We start from the raw sequence: 26,445 nt of genomic DNA on the forward strand, positions 1-26,445 counted from the left end.
AATTTTTTAAGGAAATATTAAATGACCAAAAGCGACCCAGACTCGCGTAGTTTTACCAATATGTTCATAGGAAAAGTTCTATGACACTTCTTATTACTTACCTTTTAATCGCTCTTATAGTATCGTTTCTCTGTTCTATTCTTGAAGCAGTTTTACTCTCAAGCACAAACTCATATGTAGAGAGTTTATCAAATGGACAAAATGATAGTTTAGTAAATAAACTAAAGAATTTAAAATCAAATATTGACAAACCAATATCTTCTATTTTAACAATTAATACATTTGCGCACACAATGGGTGCTGCAGGTGTTGGTGCTCAAGCACAAATAGTTTTTGGAGAGGAGTGGCAAGCTCTTGTTGCATTTGTTGTAACGCTGCTTATTTTATACCTCTCAGAGATTATCCCTAAGACTATTGGTGCACTTTATTGGAAGAAGCTTTTAATTCCATCTGCTTATATCATTGAATTTATGATGGTTATTAGCACTCCTTTTACATGGGTGTCATCTATTTTGACAAACTTTATATCTAAAAATAAACCTTACCAGAGTAATTTTTCACGTGATGAGATTATGGCAATTGTTGCTATGGGTGAGAGAGAAGGTGCCATACTATCAAAAGAGAGTGATTTAATAGAAAACCTACTCAAACTCAAAAATATAAAAGCAAAAGATATTATGACTCCAAGAAGTGTTGTTTTTGCTCTAAGAGCAGATACAAAAATCGAAGAAGCTATTGAAGATGATAGAATGTATATTCACTCACGAATACCAATATTTAGAGATACTTTAGATGACATTGTAGGAATTGTTTTTAATCAAAAAATCCTTGAAGAGAGTAATGAAGACCATGACGAAATAACTTTAGAGAGTATCTCTCATGAAGTTCATATGGTCTCAGAGAACCTTCCAGTTCCACAGCTCATAGACCTTTTTGTAAAGCGAAAAACTCACCTTTTTATAGTTTTTGACAACTATGGTCAAACTGTAGGAGTTGTAAGTCTTGAGGATGCGATTGAGACACTCTTAGGTGTTGAGATTGTTGATGAGATGGATGAGATCGAAGATATGCAGCTCTTTGCAAAAGATAAAAGTAAGCTCTTCCAAGATCGTATGAAAGTTGAGCGAAAAAAGATAGAAAAAGCCAAATTAGCTTAGATAAGGTTCATCATGGTCAAAGTAAGTGCAGTTCAGATGAGTATGAGTGAAGATAAAGCTTCAAATGTTGATAAAGCCTATAGACTGGCGATAGAAGCTGCCTCAAATGGTGCAGAGATTATACTTCTACCAGAACTCTTTGAAGGACACTACTTCTGTAAAGACATGGATGAAAAATATTTCTCATGGGCATCTCCAAAAGAAGGAAATAAGCTTATAGAAAGATTTGCCTCTTTGGCAAAAGAGTTAAAAGTAGTAATCCTTATAAGCTATTTTGAAAAGAGTGATGAGGGTTATTTTAACTCTCTGGTCGTTGCCGATGCTGATGGCACTATCATGGATAACTACCGCAAAACTCATATCCCAGATGGCCCTGGATACGAGGAGAAGTTCTACTTCAAAGCTGGTAACACAGGTTTTAGAGTTTACGATACAGCGTATGCTAAGATAGGCGTTGGTATCTGCTGGGATCAGTGGTTTTGTGAGACTGCAAGAGCACTTACTCTTATGGGAGCAGAGATAATCTTTTATCCTACGGCAATTGGTAGCGAGCCTGAGATTCACCTTGATTCTAAGGAGCACTGGCAAAGAGTTCAAATGGGACATGCTGCTACAAACACAGTTCCAGTAGTTGTTGCAAACCGTATTGGGCAAGAGAGTGGCGAGAGCTGCACTCTTAACTTTTATGGATCATCTTTTATAACAGATTATACTGGTGCAAAAATCGCAGAGGCGTCCAGAGACAAAGAAGAGATTATCTACGCCTCTTTTGATATAGAAGATAACCAAAAACAGAGAGAGTATTGGGGACTTATCAGAGATAGAGAACCAAAAATGTATGCTAAAATCTGTGAACCAAAAAAATAAGGGTATAAAAATGAAAAAAGTAAAAGTTATAGCACTTCTAAGTGCAGTTCTACTATCTACACATTTAAGCGCATTTGATATGGGTTCTATGATGAAAGCGGCTACTCCTTTGATGTCAGATAGCAAGACAGAGACAAAAACTGAGGATAATGTTTTGTTATCATCACTAAGCGCACTTGGAGTAACAAAAGCTCAAGCAGCAGGCGGTGCAGCAATACTTCTTGGTGATGCAAAAGATAAAATGGCACCCTCAGAGTTCTCAGAACTTACAAAACAAGCTCCTGCCTTAGGCTCTGTTTTAACGTCAGCCCCTGCTGCTTCTTCTCTTTTGGGCACATCATCTACTGAGAGTAAGTTTAAACTCTTAGGAATGGACGCATCAATGATTGCTCCATTTAAAGATACTATTGTTGAATATGCAAAAGAGTATGCATCTCCTGAAATAATCACTGCATTAGTAGGTGCATTAGAACTCTAAAGGGCTATAAATAGCTTTTATTGGAACTGTTTTTGCTTTAAAAGCTAAAATATCCAATAAAGGTTAGAGTACATGGAGATTGTTTTACGCAATAATCTTATTCTTATCAATACGGACTTCGATACACTAAATAGTGTTTGGATGAGAGACTTTTTAAGTCATCATGCAAGAGGGATGCTTTTTTTAGATAAAGCAGTTCTTATCTTTAGAAATGAAACACTTAGTGATGTAAGAAAAGATTTTATAAAAGAGTTAAGCGAGCACCACGCCGCAAAACATGACTTCTCACACGAATTTTTCCTACGCTCAATGCTCAAATTTGGAAATCAACCAATTAGAATAGAGCTAAACAAAGCACAAGAGCCTCAAAACATAAAAGTAAATCTTTACGCATATGATAAAAATAGAGTACTGATTACTTTAGATAGAGACAACTCATGGGTTATGAGCTATTTACGCTCACAGCTTGATATATATATAGAGCGAGGAACAGATAACTCTTTGGTTCTTGATTTGTCTGATTTAAAGTCACGAGAGAGGCTAGATAAGACTTTAAATAAACGTAGTGTTTTACACTATCAAATAACTTATACCTACGATAACCGCTTTATGAGTAAACTCTATAGCGAATTTGCACACTATAGCTTTGGTAGTCTTTGCAAAGAGGAAGAAGATAGAGAGAAAAACTACTTCTATATGGTTTTGGAGTGCCCAGTTGGAGCGAGCCAAGACGAGCTAAGAGAGAGCTACAAAAAGCTAGCAAAGGTTTATCATCCAGATAAGCTTCATAACGAACCACCATATATGATAAAACGTTACACGCAGAAGTTTCAGCTCCTACAAGAAGCATACGCAGCACTAAGAGCTAGCTAAAACAGAGATTCTATTAGCTCTTGCTCATTTGATTTTTTTAAAAGTGCTTCAAAGTCTTTTGCACAAAAAAGAGCGAGTTCTTTACCCTCATTTTTTAATAACTCTTTTGAGAATCCTCTTTTTGAAAATATGATTATTTGTGTAGGCTCGATACCTGTTTTTTTGCATTTATCTACTATCTTAGTCCACTCCGCTTTAGTTACTTTATGGTTTGTCCATTTGCACTCAGCTACATAGGTTTTATCATCTTGTGTGATTGTTAGTATATCTATCTCAACATTAGCGTCCCAGTAGCTTCCTGAACTAAGTATTTGAGAGTCTCTTAGATTGTAGTTTAGTAGTATCTCTGAGAGCTCTTCAAAAACTAAACTTGTATAACTGTTTTGTCTTGTTTCAAAGGCTTTGAAAAATCCATCATATTGACGAAGTGCTATCTCTCTTGCATGAGGTGCTATAAAGTAGAACCAAAATCTTACAAAAGGGTGAGTGAATAGTACTTTATGCGAGATTCTATGTCTGGCTTCTTCTCGCTTTAGCTTCTCGTTTGGGCGCGCAGGACGGGTTGGTTCCTCTCTTGAGTACTCTATTTGGACTAGACCTTTTTGCTCAAGATAGTTGAGAGCACTTCCTCCATTTGCGTTGTTCAGTCCTGCTCTATTAAAAGCTGAGAAAATCTTTCTATCTCCAATGGCTAAAGCTTTAAGAAGCCTCAAACATTGTGAACTTGAGAGAGTTAGCTCTTGCATCTTTTTGTTGAGTTCTTTATAATTATCAAGAATAAGCTCTTTAATAAGTAAAGAAGCATCTTTTGTAGTATCTACTTCCCAGCCAAGCCCGCCAAAGATAGCAAAATACTCAATCTGAGTCTCCATATCATCTGGATAATTTCTTGCATAAAATGAGCGAAACTGCTCTAAAAGTTTAGTTTTTACCATGGGATGATTCTATCATAATTCACTTCCCCATTTCAACATGTCTATACCGTATTTTTCGCGTATATCTTGGGAGTGATTTGTCAGAGAGTGCATCTTTTGATCATCTTCAAAACCTATAAGGGAGAGCTCTTTTCTTGACTCTCTTGTAAAACTTGAGCAGTTTATACTTATACGGATAAGATGAAGGCGCTTATGTACATCAGCTTCATTAAAGAGCCTTAAACAGAGTGAGTCAAACTTTTTTTCTGTAAAAATTTCACAAAGAGAGATATTTTTATGTGATTTTTGACACATTTCATAATTTAGTGAAAGACTAAAAACTGTTGGAATTACTTTGAGTTTTAAGATGGCAAAGCTTAGATGACGAGCGAGCACATGAACTCTTCGTCTAAGCTCATCTCTATCATAAAGAGGGTCAAATGTTCTTGAGATTCCTATGGATTTTCGTATATGTTTAGATGTTATCTCATCATCACTCTGTGCGCTAACTCTGAGATAAAGCTCTTTTGCATAAGGTCCCCATGACTCTAGTGTACCTCTTCTTCTACTTAGTTCTCCAAGTGTATGAATCTGCACACTTTTTAGTTTCTCTTTCATACTTTTACCAATTCCCGCAAACTCTCCAACGGGAATATTTTCTATAAAACGCTCCAGCTCATTTTCATAAATAACTCTGCATCCATAAGGTTTTGCATAAGTTGTAGCAAGCTTTGCAATGTAGCGAGTCTTTGCTGCGCCTATTGAGACGGGGAGTTTAGTAACAGCTTTTATCTCCTCTTTTAGTGCGGCTATAAAACTAGGCACTTCAGAGTCCTCCACCCAGCCACTCAAATCACCGTAAAACTCATCAATACTAGCTTGCTCAACTAGCGGTATCTTAGTTTGTAAAAACTCATGAAGCTCATGTGAGAGTTGTTGATATAGCGACATATTAGGAGCTTTTATGATTAGATGAGGGCAGAGATGAAGCGCTTCTCTTATGCTCATCGTGGTTTTTATACCATACTTTCTTGCTTCATAACTAGAGGTAGTAAGTATGCCTCTTATTTTCCCATCAGCATCTTTAAACGCATCTATATCATCATAGCCCAGGCTACCCTCTCTTGCTCCGCAATTCACCTTGTTCTTTTCTTCATAAGGTTTATAAAAAGTAGGTACAAAAGAGCCAGAATTTTCAAGATTTACAGTCTGGTTTTTTGCCTCGGAGTTAAATATTTTTGTATCACTACGCCCACCAATAGCCACAGCCTTGCCCTCAAGGAAAGGCTCTTTTATGCGAGCAGCACTAACAAAAAAGCAGTCTATATCTATGTGTATTTTCATAAGATGATTATAGAGGAGATTTTGAAATATCATAAAAAGTATTGCAAATTGACATTTTATGTATTTGAGCATGAAATCTATATACGCTACTAAATACGTAAAAAGTTACATATTTTACTGCCCTAGTAGCCATTTTATTATCAAAGTTTATAAATAAAGCGAATTTTGATACTATTCATTTAACAAATAAAACAAAGAGAGAAAACATATGAGAATAATAATACTGTTTTTAACACTCTTTTTTATCTCTATAGCACAACCAATTATAAACATAGATTCAGACAAATCAAGCATTACAGATTTTGAACTAAGTTATTTTATTGACACTACAAATAAACTAAAATTTGAAGATATTAAGTCTATGCACTTTACTCAAGGTAAAAACAATGACTCTTTAGGTGTTAGAGTTAAAGAAGCTTGGATAAAAATAGAGCTATTTAATTCAACTAAGCAAATACAGGCTCTTTTTTTACATCAAGATATAGCGTATAAATATATAAGTTTAGAGTATTTTGAAGTGGATAGCGATGATAATCTTATAAAAGAAGAACTGATTGCTCCATATGGCCCTAATGCAAAAGAGCAACTAAGAGGCTCAGATGCTGTTTTTAAATTTACTCTTGATGCATATGAATATAAAACAATATATGTGCATCAAAAAACTCCAGCTTATCAGTTTTACAATTTTTCAATATTTTCAGCTAAAGAGTCTATTGAATACCTCATATATCAAAAAGTAGATGCAGTGTTGATATCTGGGCTGCTACTAGCTTTAGGTCTATACAACCTACTTTTATTTATGTCTTCAAGATATAAAGAGTATTTGTATTACTCTCTATATCTTTTATCATCTACTCTGTGGGTATTTTATGTTTATGGCGCATTTGCACACTATTTTCAAATATATGGTGAAATTCCTTTAAGATTTAACTTTGGCATGATGCTCTCGCCAATTTTTTTAACACTTTTTATTCAAGCTATTTTTAAAACAAAAACAGCGTATGCAAAAGAGCACAAGCTACTAAATAGTATTATATTTATAACGCTAGTAAACTTTATATACGCTCTCATAGACTTTAATAGTGCGTTAGAAATCATGTCTCTCTCACTCACTTATGCGTTGATAATTTTTATGTGGATTGCTATTAGTATCTACAAAAAAGGTGATAGGCTCATAAAAATATTTTTATTTGCGCATACCTTTTATTTGATTTTTAGTATTTATGCTCTTTTATATTATATGGGTTTAGTGGAGTCCAACTATGTTTCATCTCATGGCACAAGTATAGGACTCATTATCGAAGCATTGCTACTCTCTTATTTGGTTTCATATAAGTTTAAAATCACCGAACAAGAAAAAGAAGAGGAGAGAATAAAGCAGTTAGAGTTAAGGCTCTTAGCATCCACTGACCCTATGACTAAACTCTACAATAGAAGATATTTCACTGAGATATCAGACAAAATACTACATCTCTCAAGAAGAGAAAAACAAGAGTTATCTATTCTTATGCTTGATATAGATAAATTTAAAGTTGTTAACGATACATATGGGCACCAATTTGGTGATGAGGTATTGATTGCTCTATCGCGTCTCTTAGTCGAGCATCAAAGAAAAAGTGACATAGTTTGTAGATATGGAGGCGAAGAGTTTGTGATACTGTTGCCAAACACTTCGCTTAGTGATGCTGCTAATATAGCTGAGAAATTACGAAAGTTAATAGAATCGTTGAGTATGAAAGCTCCATCAAATGACAACTTTAAATTTACAGTAAGTTTTGGTGTAGCGAATGTGGATATAGAAAATGAGCAAGACATAAAATTTGCTCTAAAGAGATCCGATGATGCTTTATATGTTGCTAAAAAAAGTGGCAGAAATAGAGTTTGTGTCGAGAATATAAAAAATTATTAACTCAAAAAATAGGATGAAAAATGTCTAATATTAAAGATTTTATGACTCAAAGCCATAGAGATTGCGATGAGATTTTTGCACAGATGGAAGACGCAGTTGCTGCAAAGAGTGATGAAGCTGTAGTTAAATTTGAAGAGTTCTCTGACGCTTTGACAAATCACTTTAAAATGGAAGAGATGGTTCTTTTTCCAGCGTTTGAGCAAGCAAGTGGCATGAGAGATGGACCTACTCAAGTTATGGCGATGGAGCACGAGCAGATGAGAGAACTTCTATCAAGAATGAGTAGCGCAATCAAGGATAAAGATAAGTTTTTTGGTATCTCTGAGACTCTTATGATTTTAATGCAACAACACAACATGAAAGAGGAGCAGATGCTCTATCCTATGGCCGAGCAACATCTAGGTGATGATGCAGACCATATCATCTCACGCATGAGAACTGTAGCTTATTAGTTTTTTGTACCTGAGAGTATCAAAGATTTTAACTCTAAAATCTCTTCTCTTAGTTTGGCAAGTTCGATGTTAGTGCTATTGTTTGCTATCTGAACTTCCTCTACTATATGTTCTTCTTCGACTTTGTTTATAATTGACATTGCATCAACAACAATGGCAACAATGAGATTTACCATAACAAAAGTAACTATAAAGATAAATGGAACAAAAAACGTCCACGCTAAAGGATAAACTTCCATGATTGGGCGAACTATTCCCATAGACCAAGACTCTAGCGTCATGATTTGAAAAAGTGTGTAAAAAGATGCACCTAGTGTTCCAAACCACTCTGGAAACTTTTCAGAGTAAAGCTGAGTTGCCATAATTGCAAATATATAAAAAAAGAGACTCATTAAAGCCGCTATAGAGAGCATTCCAGGAATAACGCTGATGAGTGCTGATACAATTTTTCTCATCTGAGGAACAACTGTTACAAGTCTAAAGAGTCTTAGAACCCTTAAAACTCTTAAAATCTCAAATCCAGCGCTTAGTGGAACTAGTGAAATTGCAACAATACTAAAGTCAAAAATGCTCCAAGGGTCTTTGAAAAAAGCGGCTCTATAGACATAGATTCTCATAACAATCTCTATAGTAAATACAGAAATTACAAAAATATTAAAGAGTGAAGTATAAGCGCCAAAGCTATCCATAAACCCTTTTGAAGTCTCAAGTCCCATAGTTATGCCGTTTAGAATGATAAGGTACGTTATGAAATTTGTAAAGCTTTTACTTTGAACAATTGTTTGGATTTTGTTGTACATGTAGGTCCTCTAATTTTTTCGCAATACTATCACTCTTTGAATAATGTTTGGTAGTTTGAAGATAGAGTTTTTTGTTATCAACATATATTCTTTAACTACTTTGAATATTAAACTTGATATATTAAATTGAATTTTGTTAAAGTTATTGTTTTCTCTACTCTTATGAAATAAATACAGTATAAAAAAGAGATTTTGTAAAATGGGTAAGTACTTTTTATAGTGTTACAATGCCAATAAAATAACCGCTATAATCTCACTTATGAAACAAATACTGCTTATTTTTGCTCTTTTATTTAGCGCATGTAGCGTTAAAAACTATGAGCATACTCAAACAAAAGTCATCACTATAAAGTCGCCAAAGATAAAGTTCTCTGATGCTGGGTATCTCAGAAATAGTGGCGATACTATTGAGCTTGAGCTCTTTGTCGCAGGTAAGTGTATAGAAAAAATTACTATCAATCACATGATTTGTACAAGTGAGGGTTGCAAGAGCAAAAGTGGATTTAACCAAGATTATCTACATAGTGCATACCCCGATGATACTATGCAAAACATGCTTCTCTCCCGTGCAATTTATAATGGTGTAAATTTGAGTAAAAATAGTGATGGTTTTGAGCAGAGTATAAGAGATGATAAAGTAGATATTATTTATAGAGTTGATTCGCATGGAGTTTTTTTTAAAGATAGAGCAAACGGAATTATTTTTAGTATAAAGGATTTAGATGAGTAAATTTGTAGGAGCACATGTAAGTGCAAGTGGCGGAGTTTTTAATGCAGTTGAAAATGCGGTGGCAATAGGTGCAAAAGCGTTCGCACTCTTTACTAAAAACCAAAGACAGTGGGTTGCAAAAGATTTGGACACTGAGACGATTGATAAGTTTAAAACAGCGCTAGAGAAAAGTGGAATCTTGCCTAAACATGTTCTTCCACATGACTCATATCTTATAAACCTTGGTCATCCTGAACTTGATGCTAGAGAAAAATCAGTTGAGGCATTTTTGGATGAGGTGCAGAGATGCTCTATTTTAGGGCTTGATAGACTAAATTTTCACCCAGGAAGCCACTTAAAGAAGATAAGTGAAGATGAGTGTTTGGCAAATATTTCTGAATCTATGAATAGAGTTTTAGATAAAACAAGCGGTGTTAGTTTGGTTATAGAAAACACGGCAGGACAGGGAAGTAATCTTGGCTGGAGATTTGAGCATCTGGCTCAGATAATCGATAAAGTAGAAGATAAAAGTCGTGTTGGAGTCTGTATAGATACATGTCATATGTTTAGCGCTGGATATGATATAAGAACAAGAGAAGCTTATGATAAGAGCTGGGGCGAGTTTGAGAAAATAGTAGGGTTTAAGTATCTTATGGGGATGCACATAAATGACTCAAAAGCAAAATTTGGCTCACATGTAGATAGACATAACTCTTTAGGAGAGGGCGAAATTGGGATTGATGCTTTTAAATTTATCATGAATGATGAAAGAATGAATGACATCCCTTTAATCCTTGAAACCATTGATGATACTATCTGGGATAAGGAGATAGCACTACTCTACTCGTTTGTAGATTAAGTGCTATTTGTGTAAAATTAGAAACTATTTCATAAAGGGGAGGGCTTTGTTATGAGAAACATATTTGTGTTTTTGCTGCTTACAACTGCCCTTTTTGGAGGCGGATATAGAATCCCAGAGACTTCACTAAACGCTGTTGCTCTTGGGGCTGCAAATGTAGCACATATAAGTGGTGCAGACGCAGCATACTATAACCCAGCAAACATGGCTTTTATGAAAAATGAGGCTCTTATAGAATTAGGAGTCATCTATATCGGGCTTAATAATGTTAATTATCAAGGCTCATATACAAGTGCTTCAGGTGCTACAACTAGCGGACATAACATAAATGCTACTAGAGAAGACTTTTTCATTCCGACACTTCACTATGTCTCACAAGGTATAGACGGAGTTCGCCTTGGAGTGAGCTTAGTTACTCCAGCAGGACTTTCAAAAAGATGGCAAGACGCTCCAGCTGTGTATAGCTCTGAGGAGTTTACACTAAAGACAATTGAGCTAAATCCGAGTATCGCATATAGAATAAGTGATACACTCGGAGCTGCTTTTGGTCTAAGAGCTATCTATACGGACGGCGTTGTAAAGAGTACTTCGCCAATTTCGTCACGTGATATGAGTGGAGATAGTGTTGACTTTGGATATAACTTAGCACTTTCATATAAGCCAACCTCAGAGCTTGAGTTTGCACTAACATATCGCTCAAGAGTAGATTTGACTTCAAAAGGTGATGCTACTCTTTTTTATCGTGATATGACAAATGCTTTTGGTGGAGGTGCTGGAGCAACATATAGCTCTTTTAGTTCTGCATCAGTTAGCGTGCCAGTTCCAGCTATTTTAAACATAGCAGCTGCATATACATTTCCTTCAAAAACAACACTGGAGTTTGTTTATGAGAGAAACTACTGGAGTGCGTATGAAGAGCTTGATTTTAACTATGGAAGTGGTGTAGATCCTGTAACTAACATTGTTTTTGGCAATCCAGTTGCAAAGAACTTTAAAGATACAGATGCCTTTCGCTTTGGTGTAACTCAAGAGTTGGATGCACTGAGACTTATGGGTGGTGTGGTTATAGATAAGACTCCAGTTCCAAACGAAACTATAGGTTTTGAACTTCCAGATAGTGATTCACTCTCACTCTCTTTAGGCACTAGATATCAGATAACTCAGAAGATAAACATAGGATTGGCGGCTCTTTACTCCATGCGAGAAGATAGAAGAGTCTCAAATGCCTCATTACAAGGCGAATACTCAGATGCAAACGTACTTATAGTTTCATCTGCAGTAGAGTATAAATTTTAAGGAATTATTTGGAAACGTTAATAGATTTTTTAGAAGCTAGTGATATAGAGAAAACTCTCATATTTGCTCAGCTAAAATGTAGTAAAACAGAGGCAAAACTTCTTAGAGCTCTTGCAAAGAGATATATACAAGGCGAAGATGATGTCTTGGTATTTGATCTTTTAAAAGAGCTTTATGGTGAGAAAAAGTATGATGCAATCAAACACTTAAAAGAGGTAAAACTTCTCTTAGAACTTGGTTGGTTGTATCAGCAGAGTTTTGCACCCATGAAGATTTCTGAAGTTACCCCGCTTGAACTTTTAAACAGTGCACTAGGGCTCTCTCCATCATTTTTAAAGCTTCTTCAAGATGGAGCGCTTGAGAGTGAACTCCCAGACATCAAGCCATATAGTGATCATTTAGAGTATCTTCAAGATCAATTTTTACGTATAGATTTATATCAAAAGATGAGTGCAATACGCCAAAATGTTCATGAGCACTCTCTAGGGATTGATAGAACTCAAGCAAAACTTAATCTCTTAGAAAAACGCATAGAAGATAGAGTAGGTCAAACCACAGGAAAACTGGTACTTGATAAATTTTTTAAACAAAAAAAGATGGACTCAAAAGAGCAGGTTATATTTTTAGCACTTCTTCGCGAAGAGTACAGTGCAACTGATGCTTCACTAAGAGAGATGAACACGCTTATAGAGCTTATCTCGCTTGATGAGTATGACCGTATAAAAAACAGAGCTCTTTTGGAAGATGGATCTAACCTTATAAATGAGGGAATAATCGATTATGAAGAGATGTTAAACCCTTTTGGTGGGATTTCAAGAGCTTTTTATATAGTTGATGAAGTGCTTCAAAGCATAATCCACCCTCAAAAAAATAAAAAAATTCGTCGTATAAAGTTGAATACCCTTATAAGTGAGCAGGATATTTTCGAGCTTGTAGAGCCTGAGACTTCACTAGAAGATGTGGTTTTGGCAAAAGAGACGCAAACCACACTAGAAAACCTAATGCGCCAACTAGATAAAGAGGTCGTAAATAGACTTGTTGAGTGGGGTATAAAAGATAAAAAGAGCGGGATTGACGCTAGAATCATCTTCTATGGCGCGGCTGGAACTGGTAAAACCATGACTGCTTATTCACTTGCAAAGTCACTAAAGAGAGAAGTTTTGGCGTTTGACTGTTCTAAAATCCTCTCAATGTATGTAGGCGAGAGTGAGAAAAATGTCAGAAAGATTTTTGATACTTTTTATGATTTATGTGAGAAAACAAAGAGTGAGCCTATACTTTTACTAAATGAGGCGGATCAGTTTTTAGGCTCAAGATCAAGTGGAGTAACAAGCGGCGCTGATCAGATGCATAACCAGATGCAAAATATCTTCTTAGAGCAGATAGAAAAGTTTAAAGGCGTTCTTATAGCTACAACAAACCTTCTTGAAAACATAGATAAAGCATTCTCAAGACGCTTTAACTATAAGATAGAGTTTAAAAAACCAAACAAAGAGCAGAGATTAGAGTTATGGAAAAAGATGCTTCCTAAAGGGGCTCCTTATGAAGATGGTTTTGATATAAATGAACTCTCAACTCACTCTCTAACTGGTGGGCAGATAAGCCTAATCATAAAAAACACTGCATACAAAGTAGCGGTGAGAGAGAAGGCACTTTTTACGCTTGAAGATTTTATAGGTGAGATAAAAAAAGAGAAAGATGCAAGTTTTGATAGCGAAAAGCTAATGGGCTTTTTAAACAAATAGGATTTTAAGATGCAAGGTTACATACTTCTCTCTCACGGTAGCAAAGTTAAAGAGTCAAATGATGCGAGCAAAAATGTTTTAAAAGAGCTAAAAAAAAGTCTTAAAAATGTTGAACTTGCTTTTTTAGAGTTAGCTGAGCCAGATTTCCAGAGTGCTGTAAAAAGCCTAAAAGAGGCTGGAGTAACTCATATAAAAGTTCTACCTCTTTTTTTAGCTCCAGGAAAACATGTAAGAGAAGATGTTCCACACCTTTGTGAGACATTTTCTAAAGAGTATGAGATAGAGATAAGCGTGTTAGAGCATATTGGTGCAAATGACGGATATGTGAAACTCATAAAAGATATCTTAGAACAAAAGTAACATAATGAATCAAGACTCTATTTTTATGCAAAAAGCCATAAAAGAGGCTTCTTGTGGGCTTAGTAAAGGACACGGTGGCCCTTTTGGAGCAGTAATTGTTAAGAGTGGAAAAGTTATAGCAAAAGCTCACAACAAAGTCTTAAAACTTGGCGATGCAACAGCTCACGCTGAGATGCAAGCTATAAAAAAAGCTTCAAAAAAACTTGGTACATATGATTTGAGTGGATGTGATATATATGCTACATGTATGCCGTGTCCTATGTGCATGGGTGCTATTAGATGGGCAAACATAAAGAGCGTTTACTTTGGAGCAACAAGCCAAGACGCAGGTGATATAGGCTTTAGAGACAAAGAGTTTTACGAGAGTGATTTTTTGGAGCTAAAAAATATACAAAGAGATGAGTGCCTAGAACTCTTTGAAATGTGGAAAGAAAAAGAGGATAAGAGGCTTTACTAATCTCTCTTGCGCGATTATTTATTTATGAGTGCTAGAACTTCATCCACACTTAAAACTTTCCCACTACTTACCACTTTACCATCAATCACAAGCCCCGGTGTACTAATCACTTGATACTCCATGATTTTCATAAGGTCATCAACTTTTAGTATCTGAGCAAACTTTCCACTTGAAGCAACTGCTTGTTTTACGACTGCTTCGAGTTGAGAGCACTTTGAGCAACCTGTTCCTAAAATTTCTATTTTCATATTTTTGCCTTTATAAAATAATATTAAATATAAACCCAACAAGAAGTATTGCACTTCCTACGATACTAAAGAAAATCGCAATAAGCTTCATACTAAGTACGCGCTTTAAAATCATCGCCTCAGGCAAACTAAGTGCGACAACAGCCATCATAAAACTAAGTGCAGTTCCAAGAAGCATTCCTTTTTGGGTTAATACTTCAATAAGTGGCAACATCCCTGCAGCACTTGAGTACATAGGGATTCCAGCTACTACTGCAATAATAGGTGCATACCAAACATCTCCACCTGCGTACTTTGTGATAAAGTCAGTTGGAACATATCCATGGATGAATGCTCCTATTGCGATACCTATGATTATGTAGATATAGATTTTGTAAAATATATCCATAGTCTCATTCCACGCCTCACTAAGCTTAAACCTAAAGAGAGGTTGCTCACTTTTTTGTGGTGTGTTACAACAAGAGTTTATAGGTTTTACTTCAAGTAAAATCTCTTTTTCAAGCTTTAAACTCCCTATGATAAGCCCAGCGATAATGGCAATAGCAAGAGCAAAACCAATATAAAGTAGAGTTACTTTTAGACCAAAGAGAGAAAAAAGCAGGGCAATAACCACAGCATCAGATAAAGGTGCCGAGATAAGATAACTAAATGTTACACCCAAAGGGATTCTAGCTTGTAAAAAACCTAAAAACAAAGGGATAGCGCTACAAGAGCAAAAAGGGGTAAGCATCCCAAAAAGAGCTGCAAAGATATGTCCAACTATTTTATGATTTGCACTCAGATAATCACGTACTCTCTCGATGGGAAAATAACTTCTTAGCAGTGTTACAATATAGACAATAACGATAAGGAGTATAAAAATCTTTATAGTGTCATAGAGAAAAAAGTGCAGAGCCTCTCCTAGATGAGTCTTGCTATCAAAGCCTAAAACATCAAAGATTATATAAGCACTAAAACTCTCCCAAACACTAAACATATTTTGATTCCTTGATAACACTACTCACAATCATATGTATAAGTTGCATTTAGATTTAAGATAGTTGGTTCTTTTGTTGGAGTCTGCATTGTGCTTTTTGACATCAACATATTTTGAGCTTCATAGCGGGTATAACCATCAGCTATGATTTCTACATTTTTTACACTGCATTTAGCAATCTCTTCTATGGATAAAATTTCTGTGTACTCTTTTGCATACTTTATTGCTCTAAACTCTAAAGATGTTTTTTCGATTTTCATATTTTCTTTATCAACTACCCATCTAATAGGTGCTTGTCTTAGCTCTAAATCTTCTAACTTATCAAAAAAAGCCAGCAGAGTATCTATCTCCTCTATATTTTTAAAACTACACTCAAAATCAGCAGTTCCTATATAGTCTAAAAGTTCTCTCTCTTTAGAGTTGTAGTTATACTCAGGAGTTATACTATATCCTCCACCTTTACAAAGAGGCTCTTTTTTTATACTCTCTATAGCTTTGTGCAGAACCTCTTTTGCCTTAGCAGCACTCTCTTTTTTTGCAATCAAAGAAAAAGATAACTGCATTCTATCAGGCTCAAGAGACTCATCAAATGTTTTATTTATCTTCAGTTCATAGCCATAGCTAAAAGTTACAAGTAGAGAAATGAGGGATAGTTTTAATAGATTCATAAATCGCCTTTTAATTTTTAAATAATTGTATCTTCTTTAACTTTGCAAATCAAATTAAAGCTATTTTAAAGAAGTGTTTCTTTAATACACACTCAATATAAAAGGTTAAAATTAAGTGTAGTAATTAGTAACATAAAGAGCCCCAAATTTCATCATAAGCTTGCATTTAATTCTCTTTTTGCTACAATCCCCCTAACTGTTTTTTCTAAAAATATCTATTAGAATTTAGGCTAAACGACGTATGTTTTTATACGTTTTAAAACAATTATAATAGCAAAGGTAGGTTGTATGGAGCATATAGTGACTTCAAATCCGTATTTTGGGGTATTTGTACTATTTCTTTTAACGTTTGGTGCATTTACAATGACAACGATAACGGCTCGTTTGGTGAGTCGTGCATTGGCGGCTAAGAGTAATGAAAAAATTAAATTGTCAGTTTATGAGTGTGGACCAGAGGTCACAAAACAACCAAATAGAATCTCTCCACAGTTTTATCTATTTGCACTACTCTTCTTACTTTTTGATGTAGAGATTGTCTTTATGTTTCCGTGGGCAGTTGATTTTAAATTGCTAGGGTGGTTTGGTTTTGCTGAGATGTTAATGTTTATACTTCTTTTAACTATCGGTTTTGTTTATGCATGGAAAAAAGGAGCGCTAGAATGGCACAACATAAAGTAAATTACACACAAAATGGCGGTTTGCCAGTTGCACTTACGAGTATAGATAAAATTGTAAACTGGGGACGTTCAAACTCTATTTGGGCGCTTACTTACGGTCTTGCTTGTTGTGGTATCGAGATGATGGCTAGTGGTGCTTCAAGATATGACTTTGATAGATTTGGAACGATTTTTAGAGCGTCTCCAAGACAAGCGGATGTTATGATAGTTGCTGGGACACTAACTAAAAAACATGCTGAGTTTATCAAAAGACTTTACGACCAGATGACTGAGCCAAAATGGGTTATATCTATGGGCTCATGCGCAAATACTGGCGGTATGTTTAACACTTATGCAACTGTTCAAGGTGTTGATAGAATTATACCTGTTGATTTGTATCTTCCAGGGTGTGCTCCACGTCCTGAGACTCTTCAGTATGGTGTGATGCTACTGCAGAAAAAAATACGTGCAAACAAAGCGTCTCGTGCGCAAGTAGCTAAAAGGTTGATGTAATATGAGAGCTTATAAACCTAAAGATAATGTACAAGCAAAAGCTTACTATACAGATAGATTTTATGTATCTCCTCAAGTGCCAAAGAGCCCAGTTGAGAGTGATGAGATATTTGCTAAAGATTTAGAGGCAATAAAAGCAAACTTTACTGTGCTTGATGCATATATTCAAGTTGAGCAGATGGTTGTTTATATCAACCCGCAAGATAATTTTAAAGTTTTAAAACTCTTAAGAGATGAGTGCGAATATACACAACTCTCAGAGATGAGCGCTATTGATTGGTTGGCAACTAGAGGCGGATTTGAAATCTTTTATCAGATGCTAAGTATGAATAAACGCAAGCGTATTCGTATCAAAATGTTCATCAACAAAGGCGAGAGTGTAAACTCTGTTGAGAAGCTTTTTCGCTCTGCTGATTGGTCTGAGAGAGAGATGTTTGATATGTTTGGTATAGAAGCAAACGGACATCCATTTATGAAAAGAATCCTTATGCCATATGATTGGCAAGGATTTCCACTTCTAAAAACTTATCCGCTTCAAGGTGATGAGTTTGCTGCTTGGTATGAAGTTGATAAGATTTATGGCAAAGAAGCAAGAGATATTATTGGGCCTGAACTTCGTGATAGTGCTAAGGTAGATAGATATGACTCTGAGCGATTTGCACGCCTTGGATACGAAGTTCCAAAAGGAACTGTGATTACTGGTAATGAGCCAAAAAATGAAGAGAACTACCAAGAAGAAGGTGGCGTGTTTATGATTAAGAAATTTGATAAAAAAGATTCGGTCGTTGTTGACGATCCTCAAAGATAGGTGGAAATAATAATATGCAAGTAACAAATAGATTAAACCCATTTTTTGAGAACATTACCTTTGATAGAGAAGACAATGAGATGATTCTAAACTTTGGTCCGCAGCATCCATCAGCTCACGGACAACTTCGTCTTATGCTTCATCTTCAACAAGAGCAGATTACAAAAGCTCATCCAGATATTGGTTACCTTCACCGTGGTATGGAGAAGATGGCTGAGAATATGATTTATAATGAGTTTATGCCTACAACTGATCGTATGGACTATATTGCATCGTCTTCAAATAACTATGGATTTGCACTAGCTGTAGAGAAATTGATAGGTCTTGAAGTTCCTCGTCGTGCAAAAGTTATCCGTATGATGCTTCTTGAGATAAACCGTCTTATGAGTCACCTTTTCTGGTTAGCTACAACAGCACTTGATATCGGTGCTATGACAGTTTTTCTTTTTGCATTCCGCGAGAGAGAATACCTTATGGACATCATTGAGGGGTATTGTGGAGCTAGACTTACACATGCTGCTATTCGTATCGGTGGAGTCCCATTAGATATTCAAGATACATTTATATCTCAACTAAAAACATTCCTAGATAAGCTTCCGCAAAATATTAAAGATTATGAGGATTTACTAGACACTAACCGTATCTGGCTTATGAGAATGGAAGATGTTGGAACAATATCTAAAGAGATGGCTCTTTCATGGGGCTGTACAGGTCCAATGTTACGTGCTAGTGGTGTTGCTTGGGATATCCGTAAAGAAGAGCCTTATGAGCTTTATGATGAAGTAGAATTTCGTGTGCCTTATTCTGATAAAGGTGATAACTTTGCAAGATACCGTATCTACATGGAAGAGATGAGAGAGTCTGCAAAGATTCTTCATCAAACAATAGATATGTATGAGAAATGTGTAAAAGACAATCAAACTGAGCTTATGGCTCACGCTCCAAAATATATTTCTGCACCAAAGCTAGATATCATGACTCAAAACTACTCTTTGATGCAACATTTTGTTTTAGTTACACAAGGTATGAGACCTCCGGTTGGCGAGGTTTATGTAGTTACTGAGTCACCAAAAGGAGAGCTTGGCTTTTTTATCAACTCTCAAGGTGGGCCATACCCATATAGACTAAAACTACGTGCTCCATCATTTTGGCACACAGGGATTTTAACTGACCTTTTACCAGGTCATTACATCCCAGATGTTGTTTCAATTATTGGTACAACAAACATCGTATTTGGAGAGGTTGACCGATGATAAATTTTAATAATTTATTCCTCATCGTTAGATGTAGCTTTAGTGATGGGAATTTTGCAAAGAATTCACTTCTTTGTAAAAGGAGACAAATATGAAAAGATATGATTTAAGACATTTAAAAGACGGTTTTGAACCTAGAATGAAAGAGATACTCTTGGCTCACAAAGCTGGAGAAGTTGCAATTTTTCTCTTTGAAATAGGAGATTTTTCTCCAATTCAAAGATCTGCAGATCTAGTAAAAGAGTGCGGGTATGAGTTGCTTAACTCTTTAAAATTTAACGAAGTCGACTGGACTATCGTTACAAAAAAATAGGCAGGGTTAAAATTTTGAGTAAAGTATATTTTTCTACTTGGAACGGTGAGTTTGTAAATAACATCAACACGCCGGTAGAGGAGTGGAAAGAGTCAGCTTACGACTTACCCGCACAGTATGATAGTCATCGTGAATCAAAAGCCTTTATAGGCTGGGACGGCGTTGCACTTTTTGATAAAAATGTAGACGTTATTCGCCTTGCTATGGAGTACGCAGCCCAGTATCAAGAGTATTCTGAAGCATGTGGAAGATGCGCACCTGGACGTTGGGGTGGCAGAATTCTATATGATCAGCTTGATAAAATAGCTCGTGGTGAAGGTAGTATCGCTGATTTGGACCATTTAAGGGAGATTGGCAAAAGTATGCAAATCACTTCAAAATGTGAGATTGGAAAAACTGTTCCAAACCCTATTCTTGATTTGATGCAGCATTTTGAGCATGTATTTTTAGAGTGCATTAATGAGCAAAAACCATCAATCCACTATAGTGAATCTATAGCATATATAGCTAAGATTACGGCACCTTGTACAGATGCTTGTCCATCACATGTTGATATTCCTGCATATATTGAGGGTGTTAGAGATGTTAGAATGGATGATTCACTTATAGCGACTCGTCAAACAATGCCACTAGCGCATGTTTGCGGTCGTGTTTGTCCACATCCATGTGAAGACGCGTGTAGAAGAACAAACTTAGATGAACCTATCTCTATCATGGCGCTTAAACGTCTTGGAGCTGACTGGGAAACTGATCATGGTTATGATTTTTTTCATCCTATGGAGAAAAAGCCAAGTAACGGCAAGAGAGTTGCAGTTATAGGTGCTGGTCCTGCTGGACTTACTACCGCTTACTATCTTGGAGCTGAGGGTATTGCTGTTGATGTTTATGAAGAACTTCCAGTACTCGGCGGCGAGGTTGCTGTTGGTGTTCCAGAGTATAGAATGCCTATAGATAAATATAACAAAGATATAGATTGTGTAAAAGATATGGGTGTTAATTTTATAGTAAATTCTAAGATTAATGCTGATGATATGAGAAGATTTGAGAATGAATATGATGCAATTATGGTTGCAACAGGAACAAGAATATCTAAAAAAGTCTATTGTGATAACGAAAGACCTGAGATTAAGGGTTACTGGGGTGCGATTGATTTCTTAGATAAAGTGAATCTTTATGAGAAGTATGGATATACAATCTCTAAAGAAGAGCAAGAAGATAACCTACTTACTACTCCATATGTTGATTTAACTGGAAAGACACTTGTTTGTGTTGGTGGTGGATTTACATCCATGGACGTTGTAAGATGCGCAATCAGAGCAAACGCTAAAAAAGTTTATATGATTTATCGTAGAGATGAGAAGACTATCATCAAAAATACAACTTATGAAGAGTATCACGAAGCAGTTGAAGAGGGTGTAGAGTTTCTTTTCCACTCAGCAGTTGCCGAGATGAGAGATGAAGATAATCTTTTAAAATCACTACTTGTAGATAAGTTTGAGCTAGTTCCAGATCCAAATGGAGGACGAGCAGAGCTTGTTAAGATTGAGGGCGCTTCTTATGAGATAGAAGCGGATTATATTATCCCTGCAGTTTCACAATCAGCTGACTTGCAACTTCTTCCTGAAGAGTGGGAAATTGAGAAGACCTCTTGGGCTACTATTAAGACAAATGGTAGAGACTATATGACTTCAAGAAAAGGTATTTTTGCTTCTGGAGACTGTGAATATGGTCCGATGACAATTGTAAATGCAGTTGGGCAGGCAAAACGTGCATCTTCAGTTATGAGTAGATATCTACAAAGCGGCGAAGTAACTCTTAGTGATGATGAGATTATGGAAGACCACTTAAGAAAATTAAGAGTTTATGATAAAAAAGAGAAAGTTACAGGTTGGATGGCTGGAATTCCACGAGAGCATGCCGAAGTCCTTGAAGTTGAAGATAGAAAACATAATAATAAAGAAGTAAACTTAGGCTTCACACAAGAAGAAGCTCTTGCTGAAGCAGAGCGCTGTATGCGCTGTTACTACATAGCAATGGTACAGGCGTAGGAGATGGGTGCAATGAAAAAAGAGATTAATTTCAAAATTAATGGTATCTCAGTCGTTGCTTCTAGTGGTGAGACTATACTAACTGTTGCGCGTAAGAATGAAATCTATATCCCAACAATGTGTTATATCTCTAAAACTACTCCATGTGCATCTTGTCGTATGTGTGTTGTAGAAGCTAGTGGTATGGATGGCTTTGTACTTAGTTGTAACACTCCACCAGTTGAGGGCGTTGAGATAACAACAGATAGCCAAGCACTAAATCATGAGAGAGTAAATATCATGAAGCTTTATGATGTAAACCATCCATTAGAGTGTGGCGTTTGTGATAAATCTGGAGATTGCGACCTTCAAAACAAAACTCTAGAGTTTAATGTTGAGCGTCAAAACTTCTCAGCTCGTGATCAACTCCGCCCAATAAAGCACTGGGGACTTATAGACTATGAAGCATCGCTATGTATTATGTGTGAGAAATGTGTTCACGTATGTAATGAAGTTATCGGCGATGATGCTATTGAAGTAAAATTTGGTGGCTATAACTCTATAATCATTCCAAAAAATTCTGAAGCGCTAGATTGTACTTTTTGTGGAGAGTGTATTGCAGTTTGCCCAGTTGGAGCACTTACTAGCAGTGGCTTTAGATATAGAGCAAATGCGTGGGAGTTAGAGCGTATTCCTTCTACTTGTGCACACTGCTCAGCTGGATGTCCATTAGAGTATGAGACAAGACACGCCTCTATAAATGGAGAAGATGAATTATATAGAGTTAAAAATAACTTTGAATTTACATCTCTTTGTGGAGCAGGACGTTTTGGCTTTGACTTTGAGAATAGAGCTTCAAGTGATGAAGTGGCATTTAACAAAGCAATTCAAGCGTTACGTAGTGCTAAAGCTATTCGTTTTTCTTCAATGATTACAAATGAAGAGGCACACATACTAGAGCTCTTAAAAGCAAAACTAGGTGTAAAACTCTTCAATGAAGATGCAAGAAAGTTTGCTTCATTTATGCACTCATACAGCTCAATTAGTGGAAAACTACACCATAGCGGTTCACTTGATGCTATAAAGCAATCAGACGCTGTTGTGATAATTGGAAGTAGAATTGCAACCGATAATCCAGGCGTTAGATACGCACTTACAACGGCTGCAAAACATAATGGTGCAAAGATAGTATATATGCACCCTATGGAAGATGCTTTGATGCAAAACGTTATAACTCAGATGATGAAGCATGAAGTAGGAACAGAAGAGGGTGTTATAGCACTTTTAGCTAATTCTCTTTTGAGTGAAGCTTCACTTGATGAAGATGAGAGAGCGTTCTTTGATGAGTTAGACTTAGGATATATCTATGCTGAGACAAACATCGGAGAAGAGGAGTTCTCGCAGATGATGAAATCTTTTGCAAGAGCATCAAAGCGTACTCTAATAATTGGAAATGATATTATCGCTCATGAGCGCTCAAGCAACATTGCAAAACTAGCAGCACTTATTGAAAAATATAGTGATTTTTCTATAGTTGTTGTTCCTCGTGATGTAAATACTCTAGGCGTATCACTTATAAACTCTTTAGATAAAGATGAAGATATATCTAACGTTGTTGGATATAACGCAAAAGGAGATTTTCTTATCTCTTCACTTGGGAGTGGAGATTTGGCAGTTGCAGCGCTTAATCAACAAGAGGGAACATTTGTAAGTATAGACAACAGAGTGCTTCCTACAAACGTTGCTTTAGCGTTTGATGGATATACCCTAAATGATATTGCAAAAGCATTTGATATAGTTAAAGATGAGACAATTGATTATACAAAAGAGTTAAACACAAATGCTGGCTTTAAGGGCATAGCTTTTGATGATTTAGAAAACTTTTTAGCTCCGCTTGGCGAAGATAACAGAGGTTATATACTTGATGAAGTAGAGTGCGCTTCTAATGGTAAGATTGAAGAACTTGATGATATGCCGGAGTTTAATGGAACAATTATCTATCAGTGTGATCCAGTTCTTCAGTTTAACAACTACACTGCAAAAACTACACAACTACCAAAAGAGAACTTCTTAAGAGGTTCTGCGCAGTTTGCAGTTGCTGCAAAGATAAACGATGGAGACAAAGTTGAGATAAGTTATGGCTCAACAAAAATTACAAGAGAATTTAAATTAGATAATGAACTTAAAGGAACTGTGGCGCTAAACCCTACATTTGATATTAGTGTAGATGCTAGTAGATACAGATTTGAAAAATCCAAAATAGTGAGAATAGTGTAATGAGTAAAATTACTATAAACATTGATGGAAAAGAGATACAAACACAAGAGGGCGAGTATATTTTAAATGCTGCTCGTGCTAATGATATCTTTATACCAGCTATCTGTTATCTAAGTAGATGTAGTCCAACACTCGCGTGTAGACTATGTTTAGTTGAAGCAGATGGCAAACAAGTTTATGCATGTAACGCAAAGAGCAAAGAGGGAATGAGTGTTATTACTTCTACTGAAAACATCATAATAGAGCGCCGTGCAATCATGGAAGTGTATGATGTTAATCATCCTCTTGAGTGTGGTGTTTGTGATCAATCAGGAGAGTGTGAGCTTCAAAACTATACTTTAGAGATGGGCGTTGATAAGCAGCATTATGCAGTTAAAGACGTCGATAGAAGTGATGTAGATTGGGGCCATATTCATTACAACCCAGGTCTTTGTATCGTATGTGAGAGATGTGTAACAACATGTAAAGATATGATAGGCGATAACGCTCTAAAAACAGTTCCTCGTGGCGCTGATGCGCTTGAGGCTGAGTACAAAGAGAGTATGCCAAAAGACGCTTATGCGATGTGGAATAAACTAAATAAATCTCTTATCGGTCTTACGAGCGGCGAAGAGATGCTTGATTGTACAAGTTGTGGCGAGTGTGCTGCTGTTTGTCCAGTTGGAGCGCTTGTTGATACTCACTATATATATACTTCAAATGCTTGGGAGTGTGAGCAGATTCCAGCAACTTGTGGACACTGCTCGGCAGGATGTCAGATTAGCTATGATGTAAAACATACAAGTATTGACAACACAGATACAAAGATTTATCGTGTTATGAATGAGTGGAACTATGTTGCACTATGTGGCGCTGGAAGATATGGTTTTGACTATCAAAATGTAGTGGATAAAAAAGATGAGAGTGCATTTAATGCAGCGATTGAAGCATTTAAAAAAGCAGACACTATTAAATTTACTTCAACTATTACAAATGAAGAGGCTTATCTTCTTCAAGTTCTAAGAGATAAGTTCGGATATAAACTTGTAAACAATGAAGCAAAAGCATTTCAAACATTTTTAAATTACTATAGTGAGATTAGTGGTACTAAGCTTTATGGTTATGATTTAGAAGCAACCCATAATGTTAACTTTGTTATCTCAGTTGGAACAGCTATTAAGAGCGATAATCCAAATGCAAGATACGCGTTAAATAACTCAATGACTGTAAATAAGGGTGCTGGACTATACTTCCATCCTTTAAAAGATCCTGTTATTGAAGGCCTTGGTAAAAGTATAATGACAATGTATCACGCTCCACTTCAAGAAGAGATTGTTCTTTATCTAATCCTTGATCTGTTTGCAGATAAAGAGAAATTACCTTCAGAGATAGTTGATTACTTAGCATCATTTCATACTAAAAAAACTATAACTGTTGAAGAGATAATCAAAGAAGAGATTACTGAAATAGTTAAAGTTATGAAGATAAATGAAGAGAGTGGTGAAGAAGAAGAGATTGAAGAAGAGAAGAAAAAAATAGTTCCTAAAAAAATCACAAAAGAAGTAGAAGTAGATGAAAATGCTCTTTTAGAGATTTTAGGTGCTAATGAGAACTTTATGGAAGAGTTGGAGAAGAACTTAGCTAAAAAAGATAGTTTTGCTCTAATCGCTGGACCAGATTTATATACGCATCCAAATGCAAAAAACCTTGCTCGTCTTTTAGCTCTGATTGAGAAGTATAGTGCGTTTGAAATTACAATGATTCCTACACTGACAAACTCACTTGGTGTTGCACTTATTTGTGAGCTTGATGATGAAGTAGGCTCTTATACTATCGGCTATAACACGAAAGGTGACTTTACACTCTCAGCTTTAGGTGATGGGGATTTGGATATGCCTTCTATTAATCAGCAAGAGGGAACACTAACAAGCATAAATAAAAGAGTAAACCCAACAAATGCTGCAATTGGCTACAACGGATATGAACTTAATGACATCGCAAATGCTTTAGGCTTCAATGCAGAGAATGTAATAGAATATACAAAAATGCTTCCAACAAAGAGTGGATTTATCTCAAAAGAGTTTGATACGCTACCAAACCATTATGAGAATGATGGAACAGAGTGTCGTGGATACCTACTTGATAATGTTGCAGTTAAAAAATGTGGCGATGAGAGTGTAGAGAAGTTTAAAGAGACAAAACTCGAGGGAACTTTAATCTATATGGCAAATCCTGTTAGACAGTTCACTCCATTTACATATAAAACTACCAACCTTGATGAGGTAAGTGGTGTTTATATGAGTGAAGAGTTCTTGGCTAATTCTGATTTTAATGAAGGAGACATCGTGAGAGTAAAGAGTGCAAGCGGTGAACTAGTAGCAAATATAGTTAGTGATAACAAAATAAGCGGGGATATTATTGTTCTGCCGACTTTTGATTCTAAATTGAACTCAGAGGCACTGTTTAGCTCATACCGCTTTGCAACAGCTTCGATTGAAAGGGTGTAA

At 36.1% G+C, this 26,445-nt stretch carries 26 protein-coding genes; 20 read left to right on the top strand and 6 right to left on the bottom strand.

Going from position 1 to position 26,445, the window contains the following annotated elements; translation table 11 throughout:
* The first annotated feature begins 80 nt into the window (after positions 1-80).
* The 4 genes from PHI38_RS01330 to PHI38_RS01345 all read left to right on the top strand — a co-directional run bounded on the left by PHI38_RS01330 (position 81) and on the right by PHI38_RS01345 (position 3,375).
* Positions 81-1,157 carry a CNNM domain-containing protein gene (locus PHI38_RS01330; protein ID WP_299851707.1) on the top strand — a complete coding sequence of 359 codons (1,077 nt, stop codon included), beginning with the start codon at positions 81-83 and terminating at the stop codon, positions 1,155-1,157.
* 12 nt (positions 1,158-1,169) lie between these two features.
* A complete protein-coding gene (gene aguB, locus PHI38_RS01335; RefSeq protein WP_299851709.1) occupies positions 1,170-2,024 on the top strand; it encodes an N-carbamoylputrescine amidase in 855 nt (284 codons plus the stop codon).
* Between the two features lie 10 nt (positions 2,025-2,034).
* On the top strand, positions 2,035-2,502 hold the full coding sequence (locus PHI38_RS01340; protein WP_299851711.1) for a DUF2780 domain-containing protein: 468 nt from the start codon (positions 2,035-2,037) through the stop codon (positions 2,500-2,502).
* A 72-nt stretch (positions 2,503-2,574) separates the two neighbouring features.
* Positions 2,575-3,375 (top strand): J domain-containing protein, encoded by an 801-nt coding sequence (locus PHI38_RS01345; RefSeq protein ID WP_299851713.1) that lies wholly within the window; start codon positions 2,575-2,577, stop codon positions 3,373-3,375.
* Here the strand turns inward: PHI38_RS01345 and PHI38_RS01350 are convergent.
* Entirely contained in the window at positions 3,372-4,310 is a 939-nt protein-coding gene (locus PHI38_RS01350; RefSeq protein ID WP_299851715.1) for a DUF234 domain-containing protein, read from the bottom strand. The two genes, PHI38_RS01345 and PHI38_RS01350, sit on opposite strands and share 4 nt — an antisense overlap.
* Before the next feature lie 12 nt (positions 4,311-4,322).
* Complete coding sequence (locus PHI38_RS01355; RefSeq protein WP_299851717.1) at positions 4,323-5,633, bottom strand: DNA polymerase IV; 1,311 nt, start codon at positions 5,631-5,633, stop codon at positions 4,323-4,325.
* 208 nt (positions 5,634-5,841) lie between these two features.
* Here PHI38_RS01355 and PHI38_RS01360 point away from each other — a divergent pair, with 208 nt between their 5' ends.
* Entirely contained in the window at positions 5,842-7,542 is a 1,701-nt protein-coding gene (locus PHI38_RS01360) for a diguanylate cyclase (RefSeq protein WP_299851718.1), read from the top strand.
* A gap of 20 nt (positions 7,543-7,562) precedes the next feature.
* Complete coding sequence (locus tag PHI38_RS01365) at positions 7,563-7,994, top strand: hemerythrin domain-containing protein (protein WP_299851719.1); 432 nt, start codon at positions 7,563-7,565, stop codon at positions 7,992-7,994.
* Here PHI38_RS01365 and PHI38_RS01370 read toward each other — a convergent pair.
* Entirely contained in the window at positions 7,991-8,794 is an 804-nt protein-coding gene (locus tag PHI38_RS01370; RefSeq protein WP_299851721.1) for an ion transporter, read from the bottom strand. The two genes, PHI38_RS01365 and PHI38_RS01370, sit on opposite strands and share 4 nt — an antisense overlap.
* A 259-nt stretch (positions 8,795-9,053) precedes the next feature.
* Here PHI38_RS01370 and PHI38_RS01375 point away from each other — a divergent pair, with 259 nt between their 5' ends.
* The 6 genes from PHI38_RS01375 to PHI38_RS01400 are packed head-to-tail and all read left to right on the top strand — an operon-like array spanning position 9,054 to position 14,220.
* A complete protein-coding gene (locus tag PHI38_RS01375) occupies positions 9,054-9,524 on the top strand; it encodes a hypothetical protein (RefSeq protein WP_299851723.1) in 471 nt (156 codons plus the stop codon).
* Positions 9,517-10,362, top strand: coding sequence for a deoxyribonuclease IV (nfo, locus tag PHI38_RS01380; RefSeq protein WP_299851725.1), 846 nt, complete (start codon positions 9,517-9,519; stop codon positions 10,360-10,362). The genes PHI38_RS01375 and nfo overlap by 8 nt, the downstream gene beginning before the upstream one ends.
* A gap of 51 nt (positions 10,363-10,413) precedes the next feature.
* A complete protein-coding gene (locus PHI38_RS01385) occupies positions 10,414-11,658 on the top strand; it encodes an OmpP1/FadL family transporter (RefSeq protein WP_299851728.1) in 1,245 nt (414 codons plus the stop codon).
* A gap of 8 nt (positions 11,659-11,666) precedes the next feature.
* Entirely contained in the window at positions 11,667-13,403 is a 1,737-nt protein-coding gene (locus PHI38_RS01390) for an ATP-binding protein (protein WP_299851731.1), read from the top strand.
* Positions 13,404-13,412: 9 nt separating this feature from the next.
* Positions 13,413-13,763, top strand: coding sequence for a CbiX/SirB N-terminal domain-containing protein (locus tag PHI38_RS01395; RefSeq protein ID WP_299851734.1), 351 nt, complete (start codon positions 13,413-13,415; stop codon positions 13,761-13,763).
* A 4-nt stretch (positions 13,764-13,767) separates the two neighbouring features.
* Entirely contained in the window at positions 13,768-14,220 is a 453-nt protein-coding gene (locus PHI38_RS01400) for a nucleoside deaminase (RefSeq protein WP_299851737.1), read from the top strand.
* Positions 14,221-14,234: 14 nt separating this feature from the next.
* Here the strand turns inward: PHI38_RS01400 and PHI38_RS01405 are convergent, their stop codons facing one another.
* Genes PHI38_RS01405 through PHI38_RS01415 form a run of 3 tightly spaced genes read right to left on the bottom strand, consistent with a single transcriptional unit; the run spans position 14,235 to position 16,112 of the window.
* On the bottom strand, positions 14,235-14,468 hold the full coding sequence (locus PHI38_RS01405; protein ID WP_299851740.1) for a thioredoxin family protein: 234 nt from the start codon (positions 14,466-14,468) through the stop codon (positions 14,235-14,237).
* A gap of 10 nt (positions 14,469-14,478) precedes the next feature.
* Positions 14,479-15,444, bottom strand: a complete 966-nt coding sequence (locus PHI38_RS01410) for a permease (RefSeq protein WP_299851743.1) — start codon at positions 15,442-15,444, stop codon at positions 14,479-14,481.
* Positions 15,445-15,464: 20 nt separating this feature from the next.
* Positions 15,465-16,112 (bottom strand): SIMPL domain-containing protein, encoded by a 648-nt coding sequence (locus tag PHI38_RS01415; RefSeq protein ID WP_299851746.1) that lies wholly within the window; start codon positions 16,110-16,112, stop codon positions 15,465-15,467.
* Between the two features lie 288 nt (positions 16,113-16,400).
* Here PHI38_RS01415 and PHI38_RS01420 point away from each other — a divergent pair, with 288 nt between their 5' ends.
* The 8 genes from PHI38_RS01420 (at position 16,401) to PHI38_RS01455 (ending at position 26,445) form a co-directional block, all read left to right on the top strand.
* Positions 16,401-16,790 (top strand): NAD(P)H-quinone oxidoreductase subunit 3, encoded by a 390-nt coding sequence (locus PHI38_RS01420; protein WP_299851749.1) that lies wholly within the window; start codon positions 16,401-16,403, stop codon positions 16,788-16,790.
* Positions 16,772-17,281, top strand: coding sequence for an NADH-quinone oxidoreductase subunit B family protein (locus PHI38_RS01425; RefSeq protein ID WP_299851752.1), 510 nt, complete (start codon positions 16,772-16,774; stop codon positions 17,279-17,281). Before PHI38_RS01420 ends, PHI38_RS01425 begins: the two co-directional genes overlap by 19 nt.
* Before the next feature lies 1 nt (position 17,282).
* Complete coding sequence (locus tag PHI38_RS01430) at positions 17,283-18,089, top strand: NADH-quinone oxidoreductase subunit C (protein WP_299851755.1); 807 nt, start codon at positions 17,283-17,285, stop codon at positions 18,087-18,089.
* A gap of 14 nt (positions 18,090-18,103) precedes the next feature.
* Positions 18,104-19,342, top strand: a complete 1,239-nt coding sequence (gene nuoD / locus PHI38_RS01435) for an NADH dehydrogenase (quinone) subunit D (protein WP_299851758.1) — start codon at positions 18,104-18,106, stop codon at positions 19,340-19,342.
* 91 nt (positions 19,343-19,433) lie between these two features.
* Positions 19,434-19,655, top strand: a complete 222-nt coding sequence (locus PHI38_RS01440) for an NADH-ubiquinone oxidoreductase subunit E family protein (protein WP_299851761.1) — start codon at positions 19,434-19,436, stop codon at positions 19,653-19,655.
* Positions 19,656-19,669: 14 nt separating this feature from the next.
* Complete coding sequence (locus PHI38_RS01445; RefSeq protein WP_299851764.1) at positions 19,670-21,703, top strand: FAD-dependent oxidoreductase; 2,034 nt, start codon at positions 19,670-19,672, stop codon at positions 21,701-21,703.
* A 12-nt stretch (positions 21,704-21,715) separates the two neighbouring features.
* Positions 21,716-23,959, top strand: a complete 2,244-nt coding sequence (locus PHI38_RS01450) for an NADH-quinone oxidoreductase subunit G (protein WP_299851767.1) — start codon at positions 21,716-21,718, stop codon at positions 23,957-23,959.
* Complete coding sequence (locus PHI38_RS01455; RefSeq protein ID WP_299851770.1) at positions 23,959-26,445, top strand: NADH-quinone oxidoreductase subunit G; 2,487 nt, start codon at positions 23,959-23,961, stop codon at positions 26,443-26,445. The genes PHI38_RS01450 and PHI38_RS01455 overlap by 1 nt, the downstream gene beginning before the upstream one ends.

It is taken from the genome of Sulfurimonas sp. (genome assembly GCF_028694895.1).
Lineage (GTDB): Bacteria > Campylobacterota > Campylobacteria > Campylobacterales > Sulfurimonadaceae > Sulfurimonas.